The sequence below is a fragment of the Desulfosporosinus sp. genome (assembly GCF_014237355.1).
GTDB lineage: Bacteria > Bacillota > Desulfitobacteriia > Desulfitobacteriales > Desulfitobacteriaceae > Desulfosporosinus.
In genome coordinates, this window is sequence record NZ_JABZFS010000076.1 from 103574 (window position 1) to 129664 (window position 26091).

Consider the following 26091-nt stretch of genomic DNA (forward strand, 5'->3'; position numbering starts at 1 on the left):
TAAAAGAACGCGCATCGGTACTTCTGCCCATCAGTGTTTAGAGATGATGCCTGCCTGCTTACTACTCTTATCTCCAGAAATAGTTTTCAAAAGGCATCAATATTACTTGAACTGGTGACGTTCTTAAAAGTTTACAAGTGCAAATTTTATCAAGGGTTTGTAATGAGGGTCCATGCTCTTTACGTAACCCAAACGTGAGCATAACCTAACTTGTTACGCTTTTAAGGAGGTGGAGTTAAAATCAACTAAAACGATATTGTTAAAGGGAATCTACTTCCTAGAAAACACTAATAAACAAAACATTTGGAAGGAGTCAGATAAAATGAAAAAGAAATTGGTATCTTTACTACTTGTAGTATCTCTTGCAGCACTCACTATTGTCGGTTGTGGAAGTAACAGTGGGGGAAAAACAGCCAGCGGGGATGCAAAAAAAATCGTCATCCGTTTGGCACACCCGATGGCACCCGGAAATAACGTCACATTAGGTTATGAGAAATTCAAGGAAATAGTTGAACAAAAATCTGACGGAAGAGTGGAAGTCCAAATATTTGGCAACACCACCTTGGGTAGCGACCGAGTAACCCTAGAATCGACGCAAAAGGGTACATTAGAAATGGCATCCACTTCATCACCCAACATGGCCAGTTTTTCTCGAGAATTTATGGTATTTGACCTTCCCTACATCACGGACATCAAATATCAAGAGAACTTATACGCTGCTTTGGACGAGGGCGAATTAGGAAAGTACTTAGATGAGGTTGCTGGGAAAATTGGATTAAAGCCAATTATGTACAGCGAGTATGGCTATCGGAATTTTGTAACCACAAAAAAACCTATTGCCAAGGCGTCTGATTTGAAAGGCTTAAAAGTTAGAACCACGGATTCGCCGGTTGAAGTTGGTGTAGCCCAAGCTTTAGGTATGAGTGCCACTCCTGTCGCCTGGGGAGAAACGTATACTGCTTTACAACAAGGTACCGTTGATGGTGAAGGAAATACTTTTGGTTTGCTCTGGGACGCAAAACACGCTGAAGTTTTAGAATATGCCGTTGATTCCGCCCATAACTACAGTATGCACTTGCTGTATATGAACAAAAAGTATTTTGACGGACTGCCTAAAGATATTCAAGATATTATTGTGAAATCCGGCCAAGAAGCTTTAGATTATCAGCGTTCTATTTCTAGAGATTTGGAAGTAAAGGCGAAACAAAAGTTTATTGATTCTGGAATTAAAGTTCATGATTTAACTCCTGAAGAAAAGGAAGAGTTCAAAACATTAACCAGACCGCTCTGGGATAAATATTCGGATAGTATTCCGCAAGAATTGATGGACTTGGTGTTAGCGACTCAGAAATAACGAAAAGATGACGGGGGGGGGCCCTCCCCGTCAAAGTCGTAGATCAAAAACTTGTAGGGTTAGGATGGTGAACATGTCAAAAAACTCTAAAGAAAACCAAGAATTGTCCGAAATCCAAACTAACTCAACCACGGGTTGGCTAAAATGGCTCAAGTTAATAGATGAAAACTTTGAAAAACCGTTCTTATTTGTTGGTTTGCTGGCGATAATTCTACTGATTACGTATCAAACTGTCTACAGATACGCTATTTCTAATGTCTTCGAAGGAAGTGCGATAGTTTGGTTAGAAGAAATGGCGAGGTTTGTTTTCATTTGGATATCGTACTTGGCTATCCCGTTAGCTATCAAAAATCGTAGTAATATCCGGGTAGATATAATATACGATAAACTTTCGAAACGATGGCAAGGAGTCAGTTGGATTATTGTAGATATCTGTTGCCTTGCTTTATCTGCGGTGGTATTGGTAATGGGGATCGACCACATTAAGATGATGGTGGAGTTTCCCCAAACTTCGCCGGCGCTTGAAATTCCATTTCTAATTCCCTATATGATCTTACCGATTGGGTTTGGCCTTATGTCAATCAGGGTCATTCAAGATTTGGTAAAACAAATCATGGAAACCGGACTAAAAGATACTATGTTGGGAGTTCTCTTTTGTATCGTTATTTTCATCCCTCTTTTTATAGGTTCGGATCTTCCGGCTGTAATTTGGCTGTTCGGTTATTTTGCCCTCTTTTTATTCATTGGTGTTCCTATTGCTATGGCCTTAGGCCTTTCGGCCTTGGCTACGATTGCAGCTGCGGGAACTATGCCGATAGAATATGTAGCGCAGATTGCCTTTACTTCAATTGACAGTTTTCCTATCATGGCTATTCCCTTTTTTGTAGCTGCCGGTGTTTTTATGGGTGCAGGAGGCTTATCCAAGCGGCTATTAGCCTTGGCTGACGAGCTTTTAGGTTCATTTACTGGAGGGCTGGCCTTAGCGACTGTCGCAACAAGTATGTTCTTTGCTGCCATCAGCGGTTCAGGACCAGCGACAGTAGCGGCAATTGGTTCCTTAACTATTCCCGCCATGGTGGAAAGAGGGTATTCTAAATCGTTTTCTGCAGCACTCATTGCTGCTGCTGGAGCAATCGGTGTAATGATCCCTCCCAGCAATCCCTTCGTGGTATTCGGTGTTTCAGCTCAAGTATCTATCGGAAAACTTTTTATGGGCGGCATCGTACCAGGCATAATAATAGGAATTGCCTTGATGTGCGTAGCTTATTGGTATTCTAAAAAGAACGGCTGGAAAGGAGAAGCGCGCAAGCGGACTCCAAAAACCATTATGAAAGCTTTTTGGGATGCCAAATGGGCATTAATGGTTCCGGTTATTATTTTAGGTGGTATTTATTCCGGACTTATGACACCTACGGAATCAGCGGCTGTAGCAGCTTTTTATGGATTAATGGTAGGCGTTTTTGTTTATAAAGGAATTAACCTAAAAAATATTACTTCCTGTCTTATTGAAGCGTGTAGTACGTCAGCTGTTATCATAGCGCTGATGGCGATGGCGACAATATTCGGAAACATTCTGACGATTGAACAAATACCTACACAAATTGCAGACTGGATGCTTGCCTTAACTGACAATAGAATTACCATTCTTTTATTGGTTATTGTTTTATTGCTCGTTATTGGAGTTTTTATGGAAGCTCTAGCGGCCATCGTCATCCTGACCCCGATTTTACTTCCGATCGTTACTCAAGTTGGTGTCGATCCGATTCACTTCGGCATCGTCATGGTGGTAGCCCTGTCCATTGGGTTTATTACACCGCCAGTGGGTGTTAACTTGTTTGTAGCATGTGGCGTGGCCAAACTAAAAATTGCAGACATCTCAAAAGCTGTTGTCCCATTCGTCATTGTCATGGTTATTGCATTGCTGTTCATTACCTTTATTCCGTCGATTTCAATGTACCTGACTGACTTTGTCAAGTAAATAGTAGCATAAACATGCTGAACTATATTCCATTTGCTACTCTAAACCGACTAATTTAGATCAATAAGATGATGTTTAATGAATTAGACATAATAAATGAATAATAGGAGGCAATCATTATGGAATCCTGCTGTAACGTATTATCCCCTCATGAACAAAGAATCCAAGAAGAACAATTGGGTAAGAAAAATTTCGAAGGCCGCGAAAGAGTCTTTCAAATATTGACTAGTTTCCAAGACCTTCGTCCAAAAATTGACGTGGAAAGAGCAAAATACTTTACACAATCCTTTATAGAAACGGAAGGGCAACCCCTCGTATTGAGATGGGCCAAAGCCTTAAAATACACTGCCGAAAACATCACTGTGTACATCGATGATCATCAACTTTTAGTTGGGAGAGCTGGCTATCAAGGGCGATATGGGATCCTTTTCCCTGAATTAGATGGGGATTTCCTGGATGTCGCTATTGAACAACTCCCGAACAGGGTTGAGTCTCCTTTTGACGTCACGCCAGAGGATGCTCAGGTGATCATTAATGAAATTGCTCCGTATTGGAAGGGTAAAACGTTCCACGAAAATTTGGCAAAGGCTCTTCCGGAGGATACCTTTAAATTAACCTATGATCCGGAAAACCCCTTGAATTCAAGATTCCTCGTCAATGAAACGGCAACGTTTCGTTCCTCAATTCAGTGGGTTCATGATTATGAGAAAGTCCTGAAAAGAGGTTTTAAAGGAATCAAAGAAGAGGCTCAACAAAAGCTTGAAGCTCTTGATCCAATGAGCCCAGTCGATAACATGGAGAAGAAGCCTTTCCTAGAAGCTGTCATTATCACCTGTGATGCTATCGTTCTTTGGGCTAAGAGACATGCAAAATTAGCCGCTGAGCTGGCTAATAAGGAATTAGATGCCCAAAGGAAACAAGAATTACAGGATATTGCTGAGCGTTGTGCATGGGTACCTGAAAACCCTGCTCGGGATTTCCGTGAAGCGGTTCAATCTCAGTGGTTTACCCAAATGTTCTCCAGAATTGAGCAAAAGACAGGTACGATCATATCTAACGGTCGGATGGACCAATACTTCTATCCTTATTATAAGAAGGATCTTGAAGAGGGGCGCATCAATGAAGATCAAGCGACAGAATTACTCGAATGCATGTGGGTAGCTATGGCCCAGTTTATCGATCTCTATCTATCTCCCACCGGTGGCGCATTTAATGAAGGGTATGCACACTGGGAGGCAGTTACCGTTGGTGGTCAAACTCCAGATGGCTTGGATGCTACTAATGACCTGACATACATCTTCTTGAAGTCCAAGCAAGAATTCCCTCTGAATTACCCTGACCTTGCTGCTCGGATCCATTCTCGTGCTCCAGAACGGTATCTCTATGAAGTGGCGGAAACCGTTAAAGAAGGTACAGGCTTCCCTAAACTCATTAATGATGAAGAAGTTGTTTCGCTCTTACTTTCTAAAGGGGCCTGTTTCGAAGAGGCTTATGACTATTCTGTATCCGGTTGTGCTGAATGTAGAATGCCGAATCGAGATACCTATACAAGTGGTAACCCATATGTGAACTTTGCGGCAGCCGTAGAGCTAACTCTCTACAACGGTAAAATGCTCAAATTCGGGGATGAAGTGATTGGGCTTCAAACAGGAGATCCAACGAACTTCAAAACTTGGGATGAGTTCTGGAATGCGTATGTTGCTCAACAAACGAACTTCCTGAAACATGCATTCATCCAACAACACATTATTATCAATATGCGTCCAAAACATTTTGCTACCCCCCTCGGTTCCTTGATGCATGACCTCTGCATGGAAACATGTAAGGATCTGCATACTCCAGCCATTGAGGGAGGAATTGATCTTGGTTACTTTGAATTGATGGGCTATGGTACAGTCGTTGACTCTTTAGCTGTTATCAAAAAACTTGTCTTTGAAGATAAGAAATTAACCATGGTAGAACTCGTTGCAGCCATGAAGAGTAACTTTGAAGGCTACGAAGCGGTTCGCGAGATGCTCTTGAATGCACCTAAATATGGAAATAATGATTCTTATTCCGATGTGATTGCTAAAGACGTCGATAGAGAAGCCCTTAAATTCACAAAAAAATACTCCAAAGAGCTTGGTGTCCATCTGGATCTAAGGCTTGTACCTTTCACCTCGCACGTTCCATTCGGTAAAGTCGTCAGTGCTACACCAAATGGTAGAAAAGCATGGGCCCCTCTTTCTGATGGATCTTCCGCATCCCATGGCGCAGACGTCAATGGTCCTACTGCAGTTCTTATGTCAAACTTCAACTCTAAGAACTATAACTTCAGAAATCGTGCGGCTAGATTATTGAACATCAAATTGAGCCCAACTTGTGTAGCCGGTGAAGAAGGGTCAGCAAAATTAGTATCCTTTATTCGAACTTGGTGCGATTTAAAATTGTGGCATTTACAATTCAACATTGTCAATAAAGAAACGCTGCTTGCTGCTAAAAAAGATCCGTCGAAATACCGCGGTCTAATCGTACGGGTTGCAGGATATAGTGCATATTTTGTCGAGTTGTCCTCTGATTTACAAGATGATATCATCGCTAGAACAGAGCACAGTGCAATCTAATTCAATCTTTGTAAGTCCTGCTTATATCGAACATAAGTAGGACTTACATTCATCGTAATTAGGAGGAACTGCTATGGGGGAAACATTTGTATTTGATAAGAAGAAATATGGATATGTGTTTAATATTCAACACTATTCCGTACATGATGGCCCGGGGATAAGAACTATCGTTTTCTTAAAGGGATGTCCTCTTAGGTGTCAGTGGTGTAGTAACCCAGAATCTCAGCTACAGAACCCAGAATTAGGATATAATCCCAGCAAGTGTATAGGAATCAGTAAATGCTTAAGATGTGCTGAAGCGTGTATTTATGGAGCGGTCAAGCAAGATCTTGAAGAAAATGACAAGATATTAATTGATCGTCAACTTTGCAGAGAGTGTTTACTTTGCTCGGAGGCGTGCCCTTCTAAAGCGCTTGAAGTCTTCGGAAAACAAACGAGTATTGATGACATTATTCAAGCGGTAGAGAAAGATAGTGCTTTCTATGCCCGATCAGGCGGAGGCTTAACCTTTAGTGGCGGGGAACCTCTGATGCAAGCTGATTTTATCACTGAAGTTCTAAAAGTCGCTCGACGCAGAAGAATCAATACGACAATAGAAACCTGTGGGTACGCGGAGTGGCCGAAATTCGCAAAAGTATGCGAACACCTTAATTCGCTAATTATGGATATTAAGTGTATGGATACGGAAAAACATAAGAAGTTTACGAATGCGTCGAACGAACTCATTATCGAGAATTTTAAAAAACTTTGTGAGGAATTCCCTAACTTGCCAATCCTTGTACGAACACCCGTGATTCCCGGATTCAATGATTCAGAAGAAGATATTCGGGCGATCATTCATTTCATTAAAGGTCGTTCTAATGTTCGTTACGAACTTTTGCCGTATCATCGTTTAGGTCAACAAAAATATAACTATTTAGGTAAACACTATCCTTTAGATGGCACGAGGTTAAATGATGAAACGTTTAATCGACTTAAGGAGATTGCCAATTCCCTCGAATAATTAGGATTACTACCTAATAGTTATGATTGAACCGCAGGTAACTGCGGTTTTTACTTTACGTTTTGATATGGGGATTTTAAGCATTGAACTAATAGGTAAAAACAATATCATGAGATTATTTATTTCGGGGATATTGTCCTTTGTACCATGTTATATTGTATATGTAAGGAAATCTTCTCCATTGAGAACAGTAAATGCGATCATGAAAAGAGTGATAACAGTGTTACAATGGATATTAGCTACGGTCATTGTTTTCTTTGCCTCAGTATTACAGGCCGCTACAGGTTTTGGTTTTTCGATTATGGCCACACCCTTTTTACTTCTAGTTTTTGATTCCCGCGAATGTGTTCAAATAAGTATTATTCTCTCATTTGTAGTTTCGCTTTTATTAATACGTAAAATAATACAGAATGTAGATAAAGGTCTACTATGGAGGCTAATAATCGGTAGCGTTGTAGGGATACCTTTAGGTATATTTTTTTATAAATATGTAAATATACACATCTTGAAGGTTACCGTGAGTATTGTTATTTTAATAGTAACCCTTCTACTCATGAAAAAATCATTTAAAACCAACCCTAAATCCAAAATTGATGATTTAAGTGATAATTTACCAGCAAACCTAGATATTCCAGCTATAAAGAAAATTCAGTTTTTTGTAGGTTTCTGTGCTGGGTTATTTACAACTAGTATTGGAATGCCAGGAGTACCCCTCATATTATACTATAATGCAACGAATACAATAAAAGAGAAAGCAAGAAGTACAACCTTAGTATTCTTTATTTTTGTCTATATAATCAGCTTTGGCACACAATTGTTAACCGTAAAAACAAATCTAGGTATAGTAGCTTCGGCTTTGGGATTAATTCCCGTTGTTGCAGGAGGTGTATTTATGGGGAATATACTTTTTGATAAAATAAATCAAATTACCTTTCAAAGAATAGCTTATGGTATACTTTTATTTACTGGTTTTTATATGTCAATTAAAAGTTTTTGGATTAATTAAAATAGGGGGTGAATGGCCCGGGTGAACAATGTTCACCGGGTTATATATGGCAAACAGTATGACTGGATTTGGACGTGGAGAGGCGAGTGGAAGCGGATATCAGTTTTCCATTGAGCTTAAATCAGTGAATCATCGATTTCTAGAAGTCGTTGTAAGAATGCCGCGTTATTTAAGCAGCTTTGAAGAACGAATTCGCAAAACATTGCAAGATAAGTTCCAGCGTGGACGGATTGAAGTACATGTTAATGTGGTGGAAATAGAAGAACGAAAGAGATTGGTGAAGGTTGACAATGATTTAGCGCTGTCGTATGATAAGACATTGAAAGAACTCGCTTTAGCTCTACATACGGCGTATGAAACGGATATTTATCGTTTAGTCAGTTTTCCGGAAGTTCTTGCTGTCGAGGAAGCAGAACTCGATCTTGATGCTTTGTGGGAAACGTGCTCTCAGGCACTTTCCAAGGCAACAGACGGTTTTGGGCAAATGCGGAGTTCTGAAGGGGAAAAATTAACGATTGATCTATTACAGAGGATTAATCTTATTGCTGAGTATTTAAACACAATTGCCGAGCGAGCACCATATGTTGTAGCAGACTATCAAGAACGCTTACATGAACGGCTCCAGACACTTCTAGGAGAGGTAGAATTGGATGGTGTTCGACTGGCGAATGAGGTTGTCTACTTTGCAGATCGTGCATCGATCACTGAGGAGTTGGTTCGCTTTGACAGCCATCTGTCCCAAAGCAGAGAGGCGTTGAGAAGCAGCGAGTCAGTAGGGCGTAAACTTGATTTTTTGGTTCAGGAAATGAACCGAGAGATTAATACGATCGGGTCAAAGGCTAATGATTTGAAGATTGGGCAACAGGTGATTAAGGTTAAGAGTGAACTGGAAAAAGTACGAGAGCAAATTCAAAATTTAGAGTAATGGAGGATTCAATTTGGACATTAAGCTCATAAACATCGGGTTTGGTAATATTGTTTCGGCCAACCGCATTATCTCAATTGTTAGTCCGGAATCCGCCCCGATCAAACGTATTATTCAAGAAGCCCGGGATTCGGGCATGCTCATCGATGCTACTTATGGTCGGCGTACACGTGCGGTAATTATCTGTGACAGCCATCATGTGATTCTATCTGCAGTTCAGCCCGAGACAGTAGCCCATCGTCTTTCGGCAAAAGAATCAAGCAGCAGCCACGCAGAAGACCCGGCAGATTAGGGGTGGAGGCTTTGGAACAAAGTCATGGATTATTAATTATCCTTTCAGGTCCTTCTGGCGCCGGCAAAGGGACACTGTGCCAGGAATTGCTTCGCCAGTTGCCAGATTTAAAATATTCCGTCTCGATGACGACTCGGACCTCTCGCCCTGGTGAAGTTGACGGAGTTCATTATTACTTCCGTCAGAAGGAAGATTTTGAAGCAATGATTCATGGGGATGAGCTTTTGGAGTGGGCTCAGTTTTGTGATAATTATTATGGGACACCACGCTTTGCAGTCGAACAAGCGATTCAAGCAGGGCAGGATGTTATTTTAGAGATTGAGATTCAAGGGGCGCTGCAAGTTAAGAAGCGGTTCCCTCAAGGGGTTTTCACCTTTATCGTTCCACCTTCCCTGGATATTCTCTCTGAGAGAATTCATAAACGAGGAACTGAGAGCGAGGAAGTCATTCAGAAACGATTAGCCAAAGCAATTCAGGAACTGGAATATGTGAGTGAATATGATTATGTTGTAATTAATGACGAGGTTCCTGCGGCAGTCGATAAACTTAAGAGTATTTTGGTCGCAGAAAAATGTCGGGTAAAAAGAAAACCGTTTGTTTTTAAGGGGGAATCTATATGAAACAACCTTCATTGGATGTTCTAATGAGTAAGGTCGACAGCAAATACACTTTAGTTAAGGTAGTTGCTAAGCGGGCGCGCATGATCATGGAAGAAGCTAAGCACGAAGATTTAGCTAAGGGGGTAAAACCTGTTAGTATTTCACTTGAGGAGATTTCTCATTCAGATATCAATTATGAATGTACTCCTGAAGAGAGTATATAATGCTCACAGGTAAAAAGGTCCTCGTTGGAGTGACTGGTGGAATTGCAGCTTACAAAGCAGCTGAAGTTGTCAGCCGCTTGCGAAAGTTGGGCGTTGAAGTCCATGTTGCCATGACGAAGTCAGCAACAGAATTTATTACCCCTCTTACCCTAAGGAGTTTATCCACAAATCCAGTGTATGTGGATATGTTTGGTGAGCCCAAATTGTGGAATGTTGAGCATATTGCTCTGGCAGAGTATGTTGATTCAGTGATCATTGCTCCTGCCACGGCTAATATATTAGCCAAAATGACAACTGGGATTGCGGATGATTTTCTTTCCACAGTTCTTTTAGCGACTCGCGCACCGATTTTTGTGGCTCCGGCCATGAACCATGCAATGTATCATCATCCAGCAACACAGGAGAATCTGTCTAGGCTCAAAGAACGCGGAATAAAGATTATTGGCCCTGGCACAGGATTTCAAGCGTGTGGTACGGAGGGAGACGGACGAATGAGTGAAGCCGTCGAGATCGTAGAAACGGTAACCCAGTGGTTCTCTGGGCAGGATTGTTTAAAAGGGAAGAAAGCCCTTGTGACCGCTGGTGGAACTCAGGAACCCCTTGATCCGGTTCGCTATCTTGGTAACCGGAGTTCAGGGAAAATGGGGTATGCCGTTGCTCAAGCATTACAGGAAGCCGGTGCGGAGACCATCCTTGTTAGTGCACCCACTGATTTACCGACGCCATCAGGTGTTACACGAGTTTCAGTACATACGGCTCTTGAAATGTATGATGCAGTCCTTGAGAGGTTTCCGAACATAGATGTTGTGGTTAAGGCTGCGGCGGTTGCGGATTATCGTCCAGCAACACAAGCAGAGCAAAAAATCAAAAAGGATGGGGTAAGCCGCACAATTGACTTAATCCCAAATCCAGATATATTAGCTGAACTTGGACGTAGGAAAACCTCCCAAGTTCTGATCGGGTTTGCGGCAGAGACAGAGAACCTCCTGGCCAATGCCCAAGAAAAAATGCACAGAAAGAATGTCAACCTCCTTGTAGCAAATGATGTCACTAAGCCCGGTGCGGGCTTTGGTAGCCCAACGAACATTGTCAGTTTTCTCTTTCCCGATGGAAGAAGAATAGATTTTCCTCAAATGAGTAAGCTGGAGGTTGCGCGGAATCTCGTCGCTGAGATTGCCAACCTCCTCGGTACTTAAAGAAAACCTGACTTGCGCCCGAAGACACTGTCTTCGCACCTGTTAACTCATCGGAGAAGCCGCAGGCGATGGCCAAGGATGGCCGAGTGTCCCTGTAGCCATGGATGGCGAGAAGGGACCGATGGTGGAAGTCTTTGGTTGCACTTATGCCACCACCAATTCATACTATTGATTTGGTAAAACAAAGGAGTGAAGTAATTGGCTAGAAAACTATTTACATCAGAATCTGTAACAGAGGGACATCCGGATAAGATCTGTGACCAGATTTCTGATGCTATCTTGGACGCAATTTTCACCTTAGACCCTAATGCTCGAGTAGCTTGTGAAACTACCGTAACCACAGGATTAGTCCTTGTAAGCGGTGAGATCACAACTTCGTGTTATGTGGATATTCCGCATGTTGTACGCGAGACAGTGCGGGAAGTGGGCTACACTCGGGCCAAATATGGTTTTGATGCAGATACTTGTGCAGTTTTAACCTCGATTGGAGAGCAATCTGCAGATATAGCTATGGGCGTGGATCGAGCTTTGGAAGCCAAAAACGGCGAAATGACTGAAAATGATATCGATGCCATAGGGGCTGGAGATCAGGGTATGATGTTCGGTTTTGCAACAAATGAAACCGAAAGCTTGATGCCGCTTCCTATTGATTTAGCTCACCGTTTGGCACGGAGACTGAGCGAAATGCGAAAATTAAACCATCTGACCTACCTCCGTCCCGATGGTAAAACTCAGGTTACTGTTGAATATGAGAATAATCGACCAGTTCGAGTAGACACCATCGTCATCTCCACTCAACATCACCCGGATGTAACCAACGAGCAAATACGGAGAGATTTACTTCAATATGTAGTCTACCCTACGGTTCCCAAAGAGCTTTTAGATGAAGATACGAAATATTTTATTAACCCAACAGGACGTTTCGTAATTGGCGGCCCTCAAGGAGATTGCGGACTGACAGGGCGGAAAATTATTGTAGATACTTATGGCGGAATGGCTCGCCATGGCGGCGGCGCATTCTCAGGTAAGGATCCCACAAAAGTTGACCGTTCAGCTGCCTATGCAGCTCGTTACGTAGCAAAGAATGTTGTAGCGGCAGGCCTGGCAGACCGCTGCGAACTTCAAATTGCCTATGCCATCGGGGTAGCACAGCCGGTATCTGTCTCAATTGAAACATTTGGTACAGGGAAACTAGCCGATGAAAAAATTGTTGAGTTTATAAGGCAGACCTTTGACCTTCGTCCAGCGGGTATTATTAAGGCCTTAGATCTACGCCGCCCTATTTATCGCCAAACCGCAGCTTATGGGCACTTTGGAAGAACGGACCTCGACCTTCCCTGGGAAAGAACAGACAAGGTCGATGCCTTGAAAAAACTAGCTGGTTTGTAAGCGGAAGACATAGCACTTGAGTTGCTTTCATAGCAATAGACAATGTTGCTGTGGGGGGCTTGAAAATCTAATCTTTATAAAGGGCATTGAAAAGGTAGGTGAGAATAATTCGCCTACCTTCTTTAGGTTATTGGGCTCTTTGTATGAGCTTTTGTCTAGCCCCAATCAGTTGGATTCGATCCTCCAGCCCATCTCTATTAATTTCCAAATTTTCGGGGACATGTAAATAGATAATCTGCTCCCCAAAATTCGTGGACAGTCCATTATTAGAGTTTTGATGCTTAAATTGATCTACGGTGAAGTCAGAATTGAATTGTTTGAATTCCAACGTCTGATAATTAGGTGTTGTTAAAAATAATATCCCATTCTTAAGTGAGATTGCAGGGGGGGCAAGTTGTTTTGTAAAATTAACCTCTCCCATATATTGAGCCGTGACATAAGCCGAGACGTTTATTTCGTTGTCATCAACATCCTTTTCTTGTATTAAGACATGATAGCTCCCTGTCTTAGTCAGCAAGTTAATTGATAATTTGTTTGAATCAACCTTGAAAGTATGGCTGCTGTTTTTGTAAACTCCTTCAAGCTTAGCCAAGTCTTCCTCGGAGGGGAATTTTTGATTATACAAATCATTCATAAGGATTTGGGAGTTTGAAATTGCTTCCTCCTTATTCTCGACGGTTTTGATGAAGTCGTTCGCCGGCAGCAGATATAATATTGGAACAAGCATAGCTAAAAACCCTAGATACAGCCCAGCTATTATTGCACTTAGTCTCCAAGATAGGAGTCTAGTAATTTTAGATCGCAAGGATTGAAAGAGGGAGATTATTACAATACCGATCAGAAATAATAGTATTAAAAGGAGTAGAGAATTCATTGGGAGACCTCCTTATTGGGAGAAAGCAAACTACTAACTCCAAACAAAATTATCACGGTAATAAGAACTTTCAAGGCAAACAAGGGTAACGCAGCCTCTTTAGTGTAAACCAGCAGAACCTTTTGGAAGAAATCGGTGTAAACTCTTAGAAAGCCAAAAATGATTGCTGGAATAATTAGAACGAAGGCCATACTTAATTTAGTTATTGAACCAATCAGATACCCTAGTGCAGAGATTAAGATCATATATAACGTTCCAATAACGATCCCCAACATTAGGTCGTAAAAGGAAATTAAAAACTTGTCAAAGATAATTTGAGATCGATCAAAGAAGATATACAGGATAATCCTTTGGAGAACCCCAACAAGCGTAGAGGTGATGCCCCCAAAGATACTAGCAATCATCAAGAACCCTATGTCTGAGAGATTTCCTGAAAGACTGCTCGTTACTAGGGGTAGTTCGATTTTTTTGTACTGTTTGGTTGTTAGTAGAATACCTATAAAGAATATCCAAATGAACGAAAATCCTATGACAAGGCTGGCAGAGTAGGTGTTTACAGATACTGACAATTCTCCATTGCTGGACGACATATGACTTACACCGCCTATTGAGAAAAATAGAGCAATTATCTGAATCAACATAAGCCCATATAACAAATTTGAATGGGCTTTGAGTTTGTAGACAAATTGTTTAAAGGAAAATGACAGCAAATCAGCTTCTTTTAAAAACATAATCAATACCTCCTCTAGACTTTGCTGTTAGATATATGCACAGATCATCCGTCGAAATGGAGAGTACGTCTAAACCGCTTTGCCTGACTAGTTTAAGCTCTGGTTGGATTAACTCGCTTCTGAGGACAACGTATAAGTACCCTTTAGCAAACTCTTCCTGATAGATTAGTTCTTTACCCTCGACAAACCTTTGAATTACTTGAGCATTTCCTCTAAGTCCAATAGCGAACTTTTTTAATTCCAAGACTGGAAGATGCAAGGACTTGACACCTTGATTCAGTAAAAGAATATCCTCTAATATCCCTTCGACTTCATTTATCAAATGACTTGAAAGGATAATGGACCGGGGGTATTCAAGATAGTCCTTAAGTAATGCCTTGTAAAAGTCCTTTCTTACCGCAGAATCCATACCTGAAGTTGGTTCATCGAATATCGTCAGCGGGCAGCGTGAGGCAATGCCAAGGGTACTATTAAAGGTACTTTTGGATCCTTTGGATAGCTTGCTATGGGGTTGTTTAGGGTTTATTGAGAAATAGTCCAGTAAACCCTTTGCAAGGTTTGAATTCCAATTAGCATAAAAGGGTGCCACTTCTGATAAGATATCGATAAGTGTAAAGGAGTCAGGAAAGGTCATCGTGTCATTAACAAACATTGTTTTAGAGGAACCCTCTAAATTGTTAAAGGGCTTTTGGGAAAAGACTTCAATTTCCCCACTCGTAGGTTTCAAATATCCAGCAAGCAATTTTAACAGGGTTGTTTTCCCGGCTCCGTTTCTGCCAATTAGGCCAGTTAACTTGTTTTCTTCTATTGCAAAGGATAAATTGTCAATGGCCTTTAGTTTGCCGTAGGATCTCGTAACGTTTTGACATTGAATGACACTCATAGCTGTTCCTCCTCACCTTCTTTTCTTACATTTTTGATCATCTCAATTAGCTCAGCTTCATCGACATCTAAGCGTTTTGCCTCGATAACTAACTCTTTGATCATTTGTTCTAGGATTTGTTTCCGGCGCTTGGTTAGAATCGCTTGTTTGGCATTTGGAGAAACAAACATACCGAGCCCTCGTCGTTTATAAACGATGTGCTCCTCGGCTAAAAGATTTAACCCTTTAGCTGCTGTTGCAGGGTTGATCGTAAACATGTCTGCCAACTGATATTGGGAATAAACCCTTTCGTCTTCCTTGAAGTTGCCATTAAGAATTTCGACTTCAAGCCATTCCGCAATCTGTATATATATGGGTTTGGTACTATCAGTATTAAGGATCACAATAAACCTCCAGACATCGTTAGTTAGTGCATTAGTGCTGTAACGTACTATGAGTATTATATGCATAAAGATAGTCGTTGTAAACTGTAAGTTTTCTGTTCAATTTGTACATAAAGGGTCCTTGCTAAACTTAATGATTATTTGGTAGGGGTTATGGCTAAATCTAAGCTCTAAAACTCTCTCCTCAAATCGATAAATTAGTGGTATGATCAACGAAACTGTAGTATATTAGAGCATATAATTTCATTTCTAATGCAACGTGTTATAGGAATGATCGTCGATTTAAGACAAATTTTGTAAAAGTAGGGGATGAGATAGTGGATATAGCGGATAAAGTACCTAATGAAACAGATCGGTCAGAGGAACAATTACTTAAGAATCTTAGAAAAACAGTGGAGCGAGTATTGCCTATCCCTCATTATCAAGAAAGTTATGGACAGATAGGGATTACTCAAGCTGAAGATATTAAGTCAATTAAGGATTTTCAGAGACTTCCCTTAACGACCAAAGAGGATTTGCGTAAGAATTACCCCTTTGGACTTTTTGCCGAACCAATGGAAAACATTGTGCGGCTTCATGCTTCGTCAGGAACTACGGGTAAGCCGACGGTTGTTGGATACACTCGTCAAGATATCAACCTTTGGGCGAAGATCGTTGCCAATGAGCTTGAAAGAGCTGGTGTAACTAAAAAGGATGTTGTTCAAATTGCCTACGGATATGGTTTATTTACGGGCGGAATGGGGCTTCACTATGGTTGCGAAGAATTAGGTGCCATCGTCGTTCCTATTTCGGGTGGAAATACTGCCCGCCAACTGATGCTTATGCGAGATTTTGGGACGACTGTTTTGGCTTGTACTCCATCTTATGCCCTTTATTTAGCAGAAAGTCTTGAGGAATCCGGAATTTCAAGGGATGAACTGAAGCTTAAGATTGGGATTTTCGGTGCAGAGCCTTGGACGGAGGGTATGAGAGAAGAAATCGAAGCACGATTGGGCATTAAGGCCTTTGATATTTATGGGCTCAGTGAGATTATGGGACCAGGTGTAGCGTTAGAATGTCCTGCACATCGGGGTTTACATATCGACGAACATTTTTATCCCGAAATCCTAGATGAAGAAGGAAATCCGCTGCCCAATGGAGAACGTGGAGAATTAGTCATAACTAGTATCGAAAAAGAGGGTTTTCCAGTTCTGCGTTATCGAACCAAAGACTTGACCACGTTACATTATGGGCCATGTTCCTGCGGACACTTTGGCTGGACGATGGAACGTGTCTCAGCTCGGGTGGATGATATGTTAATTATCAGGGGGGTTAATGTCTTCCCAAGTCAAGTGGAAGAGGCGATTCTCCTTGAAGGATTTGAACCCCATTATCTATTAGTTGTATACCGGGTTGGTAACTTAGATCAACTAGAAGTTCAAGTTGAGGTCAATGAAACGACCTTCTTTGACGAAGTACGTGAGTTGGAAGGTCGTCAGGATAAGCTTAAGAAGAGAATTGAAGACGTATTGGGTATTTCCGTCCGCATTCGCTTAGTAGAACCTAAAAGTATACCGCGGAGTGAAGGAAAAGCCATTCGAGTTATCGATAAACGTAACAAGGAGGGTTAAAGCATGTTGCAATTATCTATTTTTCTGGAGAATGCCAAAGGAAGGTTGGCTGAGGTAATCAGTCTTCTCGCCGATTTTAAGGTCAATCTGCGGGCCTTGTCACTAGCGGATACTAAGGATTATGGGGTATTGCGAATTATCGTGGATAACCCTGAAGAGACTGCGCTGAAACTACGAGAACGAAGAGTGGTTGTGTCCCTAACCCCTGTATGGGTACTGAAGGTTCCTGATCGCACTGGTGGATTAGCAGAAGTGCTTAATCAATTAGTTCAGCAGGATGTAGTCGTGGAGTACATGTATGCTTTTGTCGAGAAAGAGAATGAGCAGGCCCTAGTAGTCCTTCGAGTACAGGATAAGGCTATTATGGAAAAAGCCATGAAGACGCTAAATTTGCCATCGAAGTAGTCAACGACAAGGCATTCGGGAAACTAGCAGAAGGTCGTAGGTTCGTGACTGCTTGAAACGTTCAGCGACAATTGACTTTATGCACAAGATCTTAGACAACATTATTCCCTGTTTCTCTTCAAATGTGGGGAGGATGATGAAGCGGAATTTAATCAAATAATTAGCGAGAATTTGACGACTCAAATTCTCGCTAATTTTTATAATATCCCCCATATATTCATCAAGCAAATACTGGTTTTAAATCAATGACTAGGTCAGAAATAATTGACAATCTTATTTCGTCATTTTCTGTATATGTATCAGGTCTTCCATACCTTTGATCATCATGTAATACAAAGACACTTACGAGCTTCCCAACGGGTTCAACGATCCAGTATTCTTTAACACCGGCTTTTTCATAACTGTTAAACTTTATAAATCTGTCCATTTTAATCGAAGAGGGCGAGATTATTTCAATGACCATATCCGGAGCTCCGTTGTAGCCAGTTTCATCAATTTTAGTTTCATCACACACTATAGAAAGATCGGGCTCAATAATAGTTTTAATTTCGTCATTTTTCTTTTTATCATCATCCATTAACCTTACACAAAAGGGTGCAGGATAAACTTTGCAGGGGTTACCTGAAAGGGAGTGATGAAGCTGGGCTAGTAGACTGGCCAATATTTCTTGGTGTATCGGAGATGGTTCAGCTTGCATATAAGCTATGCCGTCAAGTATCTCCCATCGTTCGTCTTCCGGCCAAGTTAGATAATCAGCATAAGTATAGTTCTTATCTGCTTGCGGTGACGGCATTAAATCATTCTCTCACTTATTAATAGGCTTTCGGGATCCTTCGGATTAAAGAAAGCTGTCTTCTTTCTCATTATACCAAATAATCCCTTAAATTTCTTTATAGCCTTGAATAGTTTCATAGGGGGTCACATTTTATCGTCAGACAAAATAAAGCACCTTAATTTTTTGTAATTAAGGTGCTTTGGTTATTCTTGTAATTATAGAAAGGATTTTTATCCTTTATTATGCGATCTCTTTACTCACACCAGAGACAGCTTCAGTCTCATCCTTAAGAATAAGATTGAGGAAAATACCTGCTATGGTAGCGTACATAACCCCATGACTCTTTAACCCAATACCAAGAGAGAAGATTACCGCTGCAATAATAAGGTTTTTGTTTTTTGAGAAATCGACGTTTGCTTCGACCATGGTGCGGAGTCCGGCTGCGCCAATCATTCCGAATAATACGATGACTACACCGCCCATTACGGCTGTTGGGATACTCATGATTACAGCTCCAAGGGGGTTGAAAAAGCTTAATCCAATGGCGATAAACGCTGCAATCCAGAGGTTAAATGAACTGTATACCTTTGTAATCGCTAATACCCCGATGTTTTCTGCATAGGTTGTGAGTGGTACTCCGCCAAACAAACTTGCTGCGCCTGTCGCTAAGCCATTTCCTAAAACGACTTTATCAAAACCGGGGTCTTGATTTAAGTCTTTGCGAGTAATGTTTGAAAGAATCATCATATGGCCTAAATCTTCAATCAATGTGATAAGGGCTAATGGAGCGAAAGTAAGGATAGCAGTTACGTCTAAACTGAATGTGCCAACACTACTGAAAGGTAAAACAAATGGAGTTTCGAAGGCTGCAATAATCTTTGTTGTATCAACCAATCCCATGAACCAAGCAAGGATATATCCTGCTACGATAGCAATAAGAATGGGTACGATTTTTGAAAATCCTTTACCATAGATACTTACTAAAATTGCTACTGACAATGTAAATATGGCTACAATCCAATTTTGACTTGCCATGTCGGCTGCAACGGGCGTTAAGCTTAATCCGATAATTGCTACAACACTTCCTGAAACAACAGGAGGGATGACTTTATTAATCCATTTAGTACCAAACAAGCTTAGTAAAAAGTAAATTAGGACATAGGCGATACCTACGGATAAAACCCCTGTCATTGCTCCAGCTAGGTTATTTTGATCTTTGATGAAAACGGTTAAAGCCCCAATGAAGGCGAAAGAGGAACCGAGGTAAGCCGGTACTTTGCTGCCGGTTAGAAGTAAGAATATTATTGTTCCGATACCTGAAGCAAATAATGCAGTGGTTGGAGAAAGGCCCGTGAGCAGCGGTACTAGAATTGTTGCCCCAGTCATTGCGAACAAATGCTGGACCCCAAGAGGTATAGCTCTTGTTAGTGGTAAACGTTCGTGTATTTGTACTTCATTCATGGTTTCATCCTCCTAATTTTTACTTAATGCCTTTAGGCACATAAAAAAACCTCTTCCCCGCCCGCAAGCAAGAAAGAGGTGTCCATGTTTAACTCATGGTTCGCCATTCCCTTCTTAGCCTCACGGGACTAATTTAAAGGTTAGGGATTTAACTGTCCTAAAGCATATCATAATTTATTCCGGTTTGACAAGAGGGTAGGACCACCTTCTTAAAAAGTTTGTCTAATTTATAATTATTTCCGCGACAGATTAATTGGATAAATTGTAAAGCAAGCGTAAGATTTGATATAATGTATTTGACCAATATTGACATTAGCGTTATTGATAGTTTGCTGATAAGGAGGCCTCATTATGTTCCGCTATGCTGAAGTATTGGTTGATGTAGCAAACCGGCGTTTGGACCAAAGTTTTCATTATCTTGTTCCGGAATATCTTAATTTAAAGATAGGAATGCGAGTTTTAGTTTCTCTTCAAAATCGAAAAGTACAGGGACTTGTGGTAAATTTGACGAATGAACTGCGGGAGGAAATGGAGGGCGTTAATCTCAAGCATGTCATAGAGATTGTCGATGAGGATAGCCTGGTTCCCTCAGATCTCATTGAACTTGCTCATTGGTTGTCCCAAACCACGATCTGCTCGATTGCTCAAAGCCTACATACAGTTTGGCCTCTTCTTAAAGGAAAAGTAGAAGCGTGGATCGTGCTTTTGGCTTCGATTGAGGATTCTGACGTTCAAACGTTACAATGGCTGGATTCGGAGGCCTTTCGAGGGCTTACAGTTCTCAATCGGGCAAGAAAAAAAGCTATATCTCTTAAAGTTTTTTTAAAACGGGCGAATATATCCGTAGAGACCCTTGACAAACTGCTTAGACATGGGCTGGCAAAAAAAGAAATGCGATTTATTGGGACAGCTCAATCTTCTATCGAGCAGGTAATAAAGCCTGAACAGAATAAGAAGGCTGACAGTGATAAATCTCAATCGGGCAGAACTTACGAGTTAACTAAGGAACAAGCAACTGCAGTTAAAGGTGTGTTAGCCGCCTTAGAAGAGGGCTCGCCCCAAACCGTACTATTGCATGGGGTAACTGGCAGCGGAAAAACCGAGGTCTATCGTGAGTTGATTTCCCAGGTTTTAGCTCAGGGGGGAGATGCTATTCTTCTCGTACCAGAAATCTCCTTAACCTCTCAAGTGGCCCGTTCTTTTGAAAGCCAATTTGGTGAGCAAGTGATTATCCTGCATTCAGGGTTGGGGCAGAGGGAGAAGATGAAAGCCTGGTCGGATATAGTATCAGGACTAAAGAGGATTGTAATTGGAGCTCGTTCAGCCGTGTTTGCTCCTTTGCCTCACTTACGTCTTATTATTCTAGACGAGGAACATGATGGGGCCTATAAACAAGACGAGAATCCCAAATACCATGCCCGTGATGTTGCCCGCAAGAGAATGGATCAACGAAAGGGTGTCGTTTTACTAGGGAGCGCAACTCCTTCCTTAGAAGCCTATGCGGCAGGGCAAACGGGCAAGATACGTATGTTATCCATGACAACGAGGATCGGAACGAGTGTACTGCCCCCCGTTGAAATCGTAGATATGCGAGATGAACTTCGGCAGGGAAATAGAAGCATCTTTTCTCTTCCACTGCAGCAAAAATTGCGGGAGAGAGTTGATAGAGGCGAACAGACCATGCTTTTTTTGAATCGCAGAGGGTATTCTACCTTTGTGGTTTGTCGAGAATGTGGGTACGTGGTTAGTTGCCCTAATTGTGATATCGCTCTAACCTACCATACCCAAGGACAGGCGATGCGCTGCCATTATTGTGACTATAAAGAGCTGCCTCCTCATACGTGTCCGAAGTGTGGTAGTCGATATATTAGGTTTTTTGGACAAGGAACCCAACGTGTGGAAGAGGAGATTCAAGGTCTCTTTCCTGATGTCCCGATCTTGCGGTTAGACTATGATACGACACGATCCAGTGAAGCCCATCACACGATCTTGGATAGTTTTCGTCGTCAGGAAGCTTCGATTCTAGTAGGGACGCAAATGATGGCCAAAGGATTAGATTTTCCGAATGTCACATTGGTTGGAGTAATTGCTGCAGATCAAACCCTCAATATGCCAGATTTTCGGGCCAGGGAACGGACATTTCAACTTCTGACTCAGGTTGCAGGGCGTGCGGGTCGAAGCAGTAAACCGGGGGAGGTTGTGATCCAAACCTATTCGCCCAGAGATAGTGCCGTTGTGAGGGCTGCCAACCATGATTTTCAGGGGTTTTTCTGGGAAGAAATCAACTATCGTAAAGAAAGAAAGTATCCCCCCTTCACTCATATCATAAGGGTTTTGTTATTGCATGAAAAAGAGGACCGTGTAATTAAAGGAGCCAATGCTCTGGGAGCTTGTTTACAACAAGGAATGCAAGAACCTGAATTTGGAAATACTGATTTGGATATCCTTGGCCCTGCACCGGCAGTTTTATCCAAGTTAAGGAACCAATGGAGATGGCAAATCTCTGTTAAAGGAACACGTCAGGATCTCTTGAGATCGTTTTTACATCAAGGAGTTCAAAGGTTTTTCAAGAGCCCGTCAAGTAATGGAATTATCTTAAATATTGAAGTTGATCCGCTTTCAACTTAATGCGAGGCGTCATCCTGAAGGTCGTGAAGGATCTTCTCCGAGGGTAGCAGATCCTTCGCTGACGCTCAGGATGACAACTGCCTAAAACTTTAGATTAGGTTCTTGGGTTCGAACCGTGAACCTCCGACAACACTTTTGAGACAGGAATATAGAGACAGGAATTTATTAAACTTTAGATAAGGTTTTAATCGAAAGGAGTAAATTGAAAAATGGCAGTTTATCAAATTGTAGAAATAGGCGCAGATGTGCTTCGCGAAAAAGCAAAAGAGGTTAAAGAGGTTAATTCTTCCATTATAAAACTTCTGGACAATATGATTGATACCTTGCATGATGCCCAGGGAGTGGGACTGGCAGCTCCGCAAATAGGGGTCTCCAAACGAGTCATCATCGTTGAGGTGGACGACGTGTTATTGGAGCTTATTAATCCGGTCATCTTGGAGAAAGAGGGGGCGAACAGCGCGGAGGAAGGGTGCCTTAGTATTCCGAACATGACAGGAGATGTAGTGAGGGCAGCGAAGGTTCGCGTTCAAGGGTTAAACCGGCAAGGAGAGATGGTAGATATACGTGCCGACCGTTTGTTAGCTCGCGCCCTGCAGCATGAAATAGATCATCTTGAAGGGGTTCTCTTTGTAGATGTTGCTAAGAAAACCTATCGAGCCTAATTTCGAACCACGAATTTCGAACATCGAACCACGAGTAGGGGGGATTAGGATGCGGATTGTTTTTATGGGCACCCCTGATTTTGCGGTACCCACATTGCAGGCCCTGGTGAATGCAGGTCAAGATGTTGTAGGAGTGTTTACACAACCTGATCGGCCGGCCGGAAGAGGAAAAAATCTAAAACCAAGTCCTGTAAAAGTTGTGGCCGAGGAATTAGGACTGCCTATTTTTCAACCAGAAACTATTAAAACAGCAGAATGGATTCAGAAGCTTAAGGACTTAGCCCCGGAGAGTATTGTTGTCGTTGCTTATGGACAGATTCTCTCAAGGGATATATTGCAGTTGCCAATTAAAGGATGTATCAATGTGCATGCTTCTTTGCTTCCCACCTATCGTGGAGCGGCACCCATTCATTGGGCAATTATTAAGGGGGAAACCCTTACTGGTGTGACCACAATGCTGATGGATGAGGGTCTTGATACAGGGGATATGCTGTTAAAACGAGAACTTGTCATTACTAATCAAGCAACAACGGGCGAGATTCATGATCAGTTAGCGGTTTTGGGAGCAGACCTCCTAATAGAAACCTTACAGGAGTTGGAGATGGGAAGATTAGATCCAATCCCTCAAAGGGGTGAATCGAATTATGCGCCCCTCCTGAAGCGTGAACATGAACGTTTAGATTGGTCACGCAGGGCGTCAGAATTGCATAACCAGGTTCGGGGGTTGAATCCTTGGCCTGGTGCCTATGCAGTTTTTCGAGGAGAAAATCTCAAAATATGGCGGAGTACATTTTTATTGCAGTCAGATAAAGCGACAGCATCGGGAATGGACCCTTCTAAGGCTATGTCAGGTCAACCGGGTGAGATTATTCAGGTGCTTGAGGATGGTTTACTTGTTCAGACTGGAGAGGGAGTCCTCCGTGTTTTAGAGGTCCAACCGGCAGGGAAACGCGCTATGCCAGCTCGGGACTTCTTTAATGGCCGTCATGGTCAGATCGGAGAAAAATTCGATTGAGCAGTTTGTATTTTGAAAGGAGGCTTGCTTGTGTTTTATTGGGATCAAACAATGATACTTTTAATTCCTGCGATATTACTCTCCTTATACGCACAATATAAAATTTCCTCGTCTTACAAACGTTACTCTAAAATTCGCTCGCAATCAGGGCTTACAGGAGCTCAGGTTGCGAGGGGTATCTTAAATAGTAACGGTCTTTATGATGTTCGGGTAGAACCCATTGGAGGACGACTTTCCGACCATTACGATCCTCGAACCAGGATTATTAGGCTTAGTGAAGATGTATACCAGGGCAGTTCACTTTCTTCTATAGCCGTAGCGGCTCATGAAACAGGACACGCTTTACAGCATGCTTCCGGCTATTTCCCCATGCAGCTTAGGTCCTCTTTTGTACCTGTTGCTAACATTGGCAGTGGGGCAGGTCCAATACTAATCATGGTGGGCCTTTTCATGCCGACCTATGGTTGGCTTCTCGAACTGGGAATCTTCGCCTTTGCTTTTGCTGTACTATTTCAAGTAATTACTCTGCCTGTTGAGTTTAACGCCAGCAGCAGAGCTTTATCTCTGCTTCAAGAGGGACGAATGATAGGAAGTGATGAGGTTCGTGGTGCACGTTCAGTCTTAAATGCAGCGGCTTTAACCTATGTCGCTGCTGCGTTGGCTGCGATTCTACAATTAGTACGGTTTATGTTGATTGCTCGGGGTAGAAGCGATGATTAAAGAGACAGCTCGAGGAATGGCAGTCCACATGCTGACACGTGTCGAAGTAGAAGGTGCCTACGCTAATCTTCTCTTACAAAGAAATATTCAAAGGCTGACAGATTCTAGAGATCGCCAATTTGTTACCTTGTTGGTCAATGGAACCCTTAAACATCGCTTGACCTTAGATTACGCCTTGAGAAAATATTTGAGCAAACCCATGTCCTCCCTTCCCCATGAGGTTCGAGCTATTCTACGGATTGGCGCTTTTCAGGTGCTTTATGTGGATAAAGTTCCCCCGGCGGTTGCGGTCAATGAAAGTGTAGAACTTGCTAAAGATTTCCCCAAATTCACAGGTTTGGTGAATGTCGTCTTACGTAAGGTTATGGCAAAGGGATGGGATATTTCATGGCCGGATTTAAAACGTGAATCGATTCGTTATCTTTCCGTACGCTACTCACACCCCGAATGGCTGATTCAGCGTTGGCTTAAACGGTGGGGTTTTGAGGAAACGGAAGCCCTTTGCCGAGCTAATAATGAGCCGGCACATACTTGGATTCGCACCAACATCCTGAAAATTTCCCGGGAAGATTTAAGAGAACGACTGCTAAATGAAGGAATCACCGTAGAATTAGGAACACGAGTGCCAGAAAGCATGATAATTAAAGATTTTGGATCCTTAGAAAAACTTGAAAGTTTTCAGGAGGGGCTCTTTACAGTTCAGGATGAAAGCTCACAACTAGTAGCACATGTGGTTGATCCAAAACCAGGGCAATCTGTGCTAGATGCTTGTAGTGCACCAGGAGGAAAATCTACACATTTAGCACAGATGATGCAGAATGAAGGAGAAATCCTAGCCTTTGATGTTCATGCCCATAAACTTGAACTCATCGATCAGTTGACTAAGAGACTTGGTATCACAATAATTCAACCTCAATTAGGGGATGCCCGAGATTTGCCCGGAATAAGGCTAGGGTCACAAGATCGAGTGTTAGTTGATGCGCCATGTTCAGGCCTGGGTGTTCTTCGACGCAGAGCGGATCTGCGTTGGCAGAGAGAAGAACAAGATCTCCGGGAATTTCCGAAACTACAGCTGGATATCCTCGAACGGGCTTCATCCTGCGTTAAGGACGGAGGGTATTTGATCTACTCGACTTGTACGACTGAAGCAGACGAGAACTTTGAACTAGTTAAGAGGTTTCGCTCTGCACATCCAGAATTTGAACCTGTAGACCTGGTGGATGCCTTGCCTTTTGCTCTGGTAGAGAAGAGAGATATTCAACAAGCGCGAAAAGGGATGTTACAGCTTTTACCCCATCGTCATAATATGGATGGATTCTTTTTAGCAAAATTCCGCTGTAATAGTCAAAAGTAGCACCAGCCAAGTTTTCTTTAT

The 26091-nt window shown here is 42.1% G+C and carries 24 protein-coding genes; 18 read left to right on the forward strand and 6 right to left on the reverse strand.

Annotated features, from left to right (window positions below):
• Nucleotides 1-322 precede the first annotated feature (322 nt).
• From HGJ98_RS17240 to metK, 11 genes are all read left to right on the forward strand, one after another.
• Nucleotides 323-1354, forward strand: coding sequence for a TRAP transporter substrate-binding protein (locus HGJ98_RS17240; RefSeq protein WP_291352929.1), 1032 nt, complete (start codon nucleotides 323-325; stop codon nucleotides 1352-1354).
• Between the two features lie 73 nt (nucleotides 1355-1427).
• On the forward strand, nucleotides 1428-3332 hold the full coding sequence (locus HGJ98_RS17245; protein WP_291352930.1) for a TRAP transporter large permease subunit: 1905 nt from the start codon (nucleotides 1428-1430) through the stop codon (nucleotides 3330-3332).
• A gap of 119 nt (nucleotides 3333-3451) precedes the next feature.
• A complete protein-coding gene (locus tag HGJ98_RS17250) occupies nucleotides 3452-5935 on the forward strand; it encodes a glycyl radical protein (RefSeq protein WP_291352931.1) in 2484 nt (827 codons plus the stop codon).
• A 73-nt stretch (nucleotides 5936-6008) separates the two neighbouring features.
• The gene (locus HGJ98_RS17255; protein ID WP_291352932.1) at nucleotides 6009-6938 is read left to right on the forward strand and encodes a glycyl-radical enzyme activating protein; all 930 of its coding nucleotides are present in this window, start codon (nucleotides 6009-6011) and stop codon (nucleotides 6936-6938) included.
• 22 nt (nucleotides 6939-6960) lie between these two features.
• The gene (locus HGJ98_RS17260; protein ID WP_291352933.1) at nucleotides 6961-7944 is read left to right on the forward strand and encodes a sulfite exporter TauE/SafE family protein; all 984 of its coding nucleotides are present in this window, start codon (nucleotides 6961-6963) and stop codon (nucleotides 7942-7944) included.
• 46 nt (nucleotides 7945-7990) lie between these two features.
• Nucleotides 7991-8869 carry a YicC/YloC family endoribonuclease gene (locus tag HGJ98_RS17265; RefSeq protein ID WP_291353127.1) on the forward strand — a complete coding sequence of 293 codons (879 nt, stop codon included), beginning with the start codon at nucleotides 7991-7993 and terminating at the stop codon, nucleotides 8867-8869.
• A 13-nt stretch (nucleotides 8870-8882) separates the two neighbouring features.
• Nucleotides 8883-9161, forward strand: coding sequence for an extracellular matrix/biofilm regulator RemA (remA, locus tag HGJ98_RS17270; protein ID WP_291352934.1), 279 nt, complete (start codon nucleotides 8883-8885; stop codon nucleotides 9159-9161).
• Nucleotides 9162-9172: 11 nt separating this feature from the next.
• Nucleotides 9173-9781, forward strand: coding sequence for a guanylate kinase (gmk, locus tag HGJ98_RS17275; protein WP_291352935.1), 609 nt, complete (start codon nucleotides 9173-9175; stop codon nucleotides 9779-9781).
• Nucleotides 9778-9984 (forward strand): DNA-directed RNA polymerase subunit omega, encoded by a 207-nt coding sequence (gene rpoZ, locus HGJ98_RS17280; protein WP_291352936.1) that lies wholly within the window; start codon nucleotides 9778-9780, stop codon nucleotides 9982-9984. Before gmk ends, rpoZ begins: the two co-directional genes overlap by 4 nt.
• Nucleotides 9984-11180, forward strand: coding sequence for a bifunctional phosphopantothenoylcysteine decarboxylase/phosphopantothenate--cysteine ligase CoaBC (gene coaBC / locus HGJ98_RS17285; protein WP_291352937.1), 1197 nt, complete (start codon nucleotides 9984-9986; stop codon nucleotides 11178-11180). Before rpoZ ends, coaBC begins: the two co-directional genes overlap by 1 nt.
• A 198-nt stretch (nucleotides 11181-11378) precedes the next feature.
• Entirely contained in the window at nucleotides 11379-12569 is a 1191-nt protein-coding gene (gene metK / locus HGJ98_RS17290; protein WP_291352938.1) for a methionine adenosyltransferase, read from the forward strand.
• Between the two features lie 127 nt (nucleotides 12570-12696).
• On the opposite strand, the gene HGJ98_RS17295 is transcribed toward metK, so the two are convergent.
• Genes HGJ98_RS17295 through HGJ98_RS17310 form a run of 4 tightly spaced genes read right to left on the reverse strand, consistent with a single transcriptional unit; the run spans nucleotide 12697 to nucleotide 15440 of the window.
• Nucleotides 12697-13443, reverse strand: a complete 747-nt coding sequence (locus HGJ98_RS17295) for a hypothetical protein (RefSeq protein WP_291352939.1) — start codon at nucleotides 13441-13443, stop codon at nucleotides 12697-12699.
• Nucleotides 13440-14174, reverse strand: coding sequence for a hypothetical protein (locus tag HGJ98_RS17300; protein WP_291352940.1), 735 nt, complete (start codon nucleotides 14172-14174; stop codon nucleotides 13440-13442). The genes HGJ98_RS17295 and HGJ98_RS17300 overlap by 4 nt, the downstream gene beginning before the upstream one ends.
• On the reverse strand, nucleotides 14155-15057 hold the full coding sequence (locus tag HGJ98_RS17305; protein WP_291352941.1) for an ATP-binding cassette domain-containing protein: 903 nt from the start codon (nucleotides 15055-15057) through the stop codon (nucleotides 14155-14157). The genes HGJ98_RS17300 and HGJ98_RS17305 overlap by 20 nt, the downstream gene beginning before the upstream one ends.
• Nucleotides 15054-15440, reverse strand: coding sequence for a GntR family transcriptional regulator (locus HGJ98_RS17310; RefSeq protein WP_291352942.1), 387 nt, complete (start codon nucleotides 15438-15440; stop codon nucleotides 15054-15056). The genes HGJ98_RS17305 and HGJ98_RS17310 overlap by 4 nt, the downstream gene beginning before the upstream one ends.
• 317 nt (nucleotides 15441-15757) lie before the next feature.
• On the opposite strand from HGJ98_RS17310, the gene HGJ98_RS17315 reads away from it, so the two are divergent.
• Together HGJ98_RS17315 and HGJ98_RS17320 are read left to right on the forward strand one after the other, a co-directional pair.
• Nucleotides 15758-17050: a phenylacetate--CoA ligase family protein gene (locus HGJ98_RS17315; protein ID WP_291352943.1), complete on the forward strand. Its 1293-nt coding sequence runs from the start codon at nucleotides 15758-15760 to the stop codon at nucleotides 17048-17050.
• A gap of 3 nt (nucleotides 17051-17053) precedes the next feature.
• Nucleotides 17054-17455 carry an ACT domain-containing protein gene (locus HGJ98_RS17320; RefSeq protein ID WP_291352944.1) on the forward strand — a complete coding sequence of 134 codons (402 nt, stop codon included), beginning with the start codon at nucleotides 17054-17056 and terminating at the stop codon, nucleotides 17453-17455.
• A 220-nt stretch (nucleotides 17456-17675) separates the two neighbouring features.
• Here the strand turns inward: HGJ98_RS17320 and HGJ98_RS17325 are convergent, their stop codons facing one another.
• On the reverse strand, nucleotides 17676-18248 hold the full coding sequence (locus HGJ98_RS17325) for a Uma2 family endonuclease (RefSeq protein WP_291352945.1): 573 nt from the start codon (nucleotides 18246-18248) through the stop codon (nucleotides 17676-17678).
• A 222-nt stretch (nucleotides 18249-18470) separates the two neighbouring features.
• Nucleotides 18471-19691 carry a solute carrier family 23 protein gene (locus tag HGJ98_RS17330; protein WP_291352946.1) on the reverse strand — a complete coding sequence of 407 codons (1221 nt, stop codon included), beginning with the start codon at nucleotides 19689-19691 and terminating at the stop codon, nucleotides 18471-18473.
• Between the two features lie 351 nt (nucleotides 19692-20042).
• Here HGJ98_RS17330 and priA point away from each other — a divergent pair, with 351 nt between their 5' ends.
• From priA to rsmB, 5 genes are all read left to right on the forward strand, one after another.
• The gene (gene priA / locus HGJ98_RS17335) at nucleotides 20043-22319 is read left to right on the forward strand and encodes a primosomal protein N' (RefSeq protein ID WP_291352947.1); all 2277 of its coding nucleotides are present in this window, start codon (nucleotides 20043-20045) and stop codon (nucleotides 22317-22319) included.
• 209 nt (nucleotides 22320-22528) lie between these two features.
• A complete protein-coding gene (def, locus tag HGJ98_RS17340; RefSeq protein WP_291352948.1) occupies nucleotides 22529-22981 on the forward strand; it encodes a peptide deformylase in 453 nt (150 codons plus the stop codon).
• 49 nt (nucleotides 22982-23030) lie between these two features.
• Complete coding sequence (gene fmt, locus HGJ98_RS17345) at nucleotides 23031-23996, forward strand: methionyl-tRNA formyltransferase (RefSeq protein WP_291352949.1); 966 nt, start codon at nucleotides 23031-23033, stop codon at nucleotides 23994-23996.
• Between the two features lie 30 nt (nucleotides 23997-24026).
• Complete coding sequence (locus tag HGJ98_RS17350) at nucleotides 24027-24716, forward strand: zinc metallopeptidase (protein ID WP_291352950.1); 690 nt, start codon at nucleotides 24027-24029, stop codon at nucleotides 24714-24716.
• The gene (rsmB, locus tag HGJ98_RS17355; RefSeq protein ID WP_291352951.1) at nucleotides 24709-26070 is read left to right on the forward strand and encodes a 16S rRNA (cytosine(967)-C(5))-methyltransferase RsmB; all 1362 of its coding nucleotides are present in this window, start codon (nucleotides 24709-24711) and stop codon (nucleotides 26068-26070) included. Before HGJ98_RS17350 ends, rsmB begins: the two co-directional genes overlap by 8 nt.
• Nucleotides 26071-26091: the final 21 nt, after the last annotated feature.

Bases quoted from the DNA above. Each gene is read 5' to 3' on its own strand.
- HGJ98_RS17240 (WP_291352929.1), top strand. From the start codon at position 323: ATGAAAAAGAAATTGGTATCTTTACTACTTGTAGTATCTCTTGCAGCA.
- HGJ98_RS17245 (WP_291352930.1), top strand. From the start codon at position 1,428: ATGTCAAAAAACTCTAAAGAAAACCAAGAATTGTCCGAAATCCAAACT.
- HGJ98_RS17250 (WP_291352931.1), top strand. From the start codon at position 3,452: ATGGAATCCTGCTGTAACGTATTATCCCCTCATGAACAAAGAATCCAA.
- HGJ98_RS17255 (WP_291352932.1), top strand. From the start codon at position 6,009: ATGGGGGAAACATTTGTATTTGATAAGAAGAAATATGGATATGTGTTT.
- HGJ98_RS17260 (WP_291352933.1), top strand. From the start codon at position 6,961: ATGATTGAACCGCAGGTAACTGCGGTTTTTACTTTACGTTTTGATATG.
- HGJ98_RS17265 (WP_291353127.1), top strand. From the start codon at position 7,991: ATGGCAAACAGTATGACTGGATTTGGACGTGGAGAGGCGAGTGGAAGC.
- rpoZ (WP_291352936.1), top strand. From the start codon at position 9,778: ATGAAACAACCTTCATTGGATGTTCTAATGAGTAAGGTCGACAGCAAA.
- coaBC (WP_291352937.1), top strand. From the start codon at position 9,984: ATGCTCACAGGTAAAAAGGTCCTCGTTGGAGTGACTGGTGGAATTGCA.
- HGJ98_RS17295 (WP_291352939.1), bottom strand. From the start codon at position 13,443: ATGAATTCTCTACTCCTTTTAATACTATTATTTCTGATCGGTATTGTA.
- HGJ98_RS17300 (WP_291352940.1), bottom strand. From the start codon at position 14,174: ATGTTTTTAAAAGAAGCTGATTTGCTGTCATTTTCCTTTAAACAATTT.
- HGJ98_RS17305 (WP_291352941.1), bottom strand. From the start codon at position 15,057: ATGAGTGTCATTCAATGTCAAAACGTTACGAGATCCTACGGCAAACTA.
- HGJ98_RS17320 (WP_291352944.1), top strand. From the start codon at position 17,054: ATGTTGCAATTATCTATTTTTCTGGAGAATGCCAAAGGAAGGTTGGCT.
- HGJ98_RS17325 (WP_291352945.1), bottom strand. From the start codon at position 18,248: ATGCCGTCACCGCAAGCAGATAAGAACTATACTTATGCTGATTATCTA.
- HGJ98_RS17330 (WP_291352946.1), bottom strand. From the start codon at position 19,691: ATGAATGAAGTACAAATACACGAACGTTTACCACTAACAAGAGCTATA.
- priA (WP_291352947.1), top strand. From the start codon at position 20,043: ATGTTCCGCTATGCTGAAGTATTGGTTGATGTAGCAAACCGGCGTTTG.
- def (WP_291352948.1), top strand. From the start codon at position 22,529: ATGGCAGTTTATCAAATTGTAGAAATAGGCGCAGATGTGCTTCGCGAA.
- fmt (WP_291352949.1), top strand. From the start codon at position 23,031: ATGCGGATTGTTTTTATGGGCACCCCTGATTTTGCGGTACCCACATTG.
- rsmB (WP_291352951.1), top strand. From the start codon at position 24,709: ATGATTAAAGAGACAGCTCGAGGAATGGCAGTCCACATGCTGACACGT.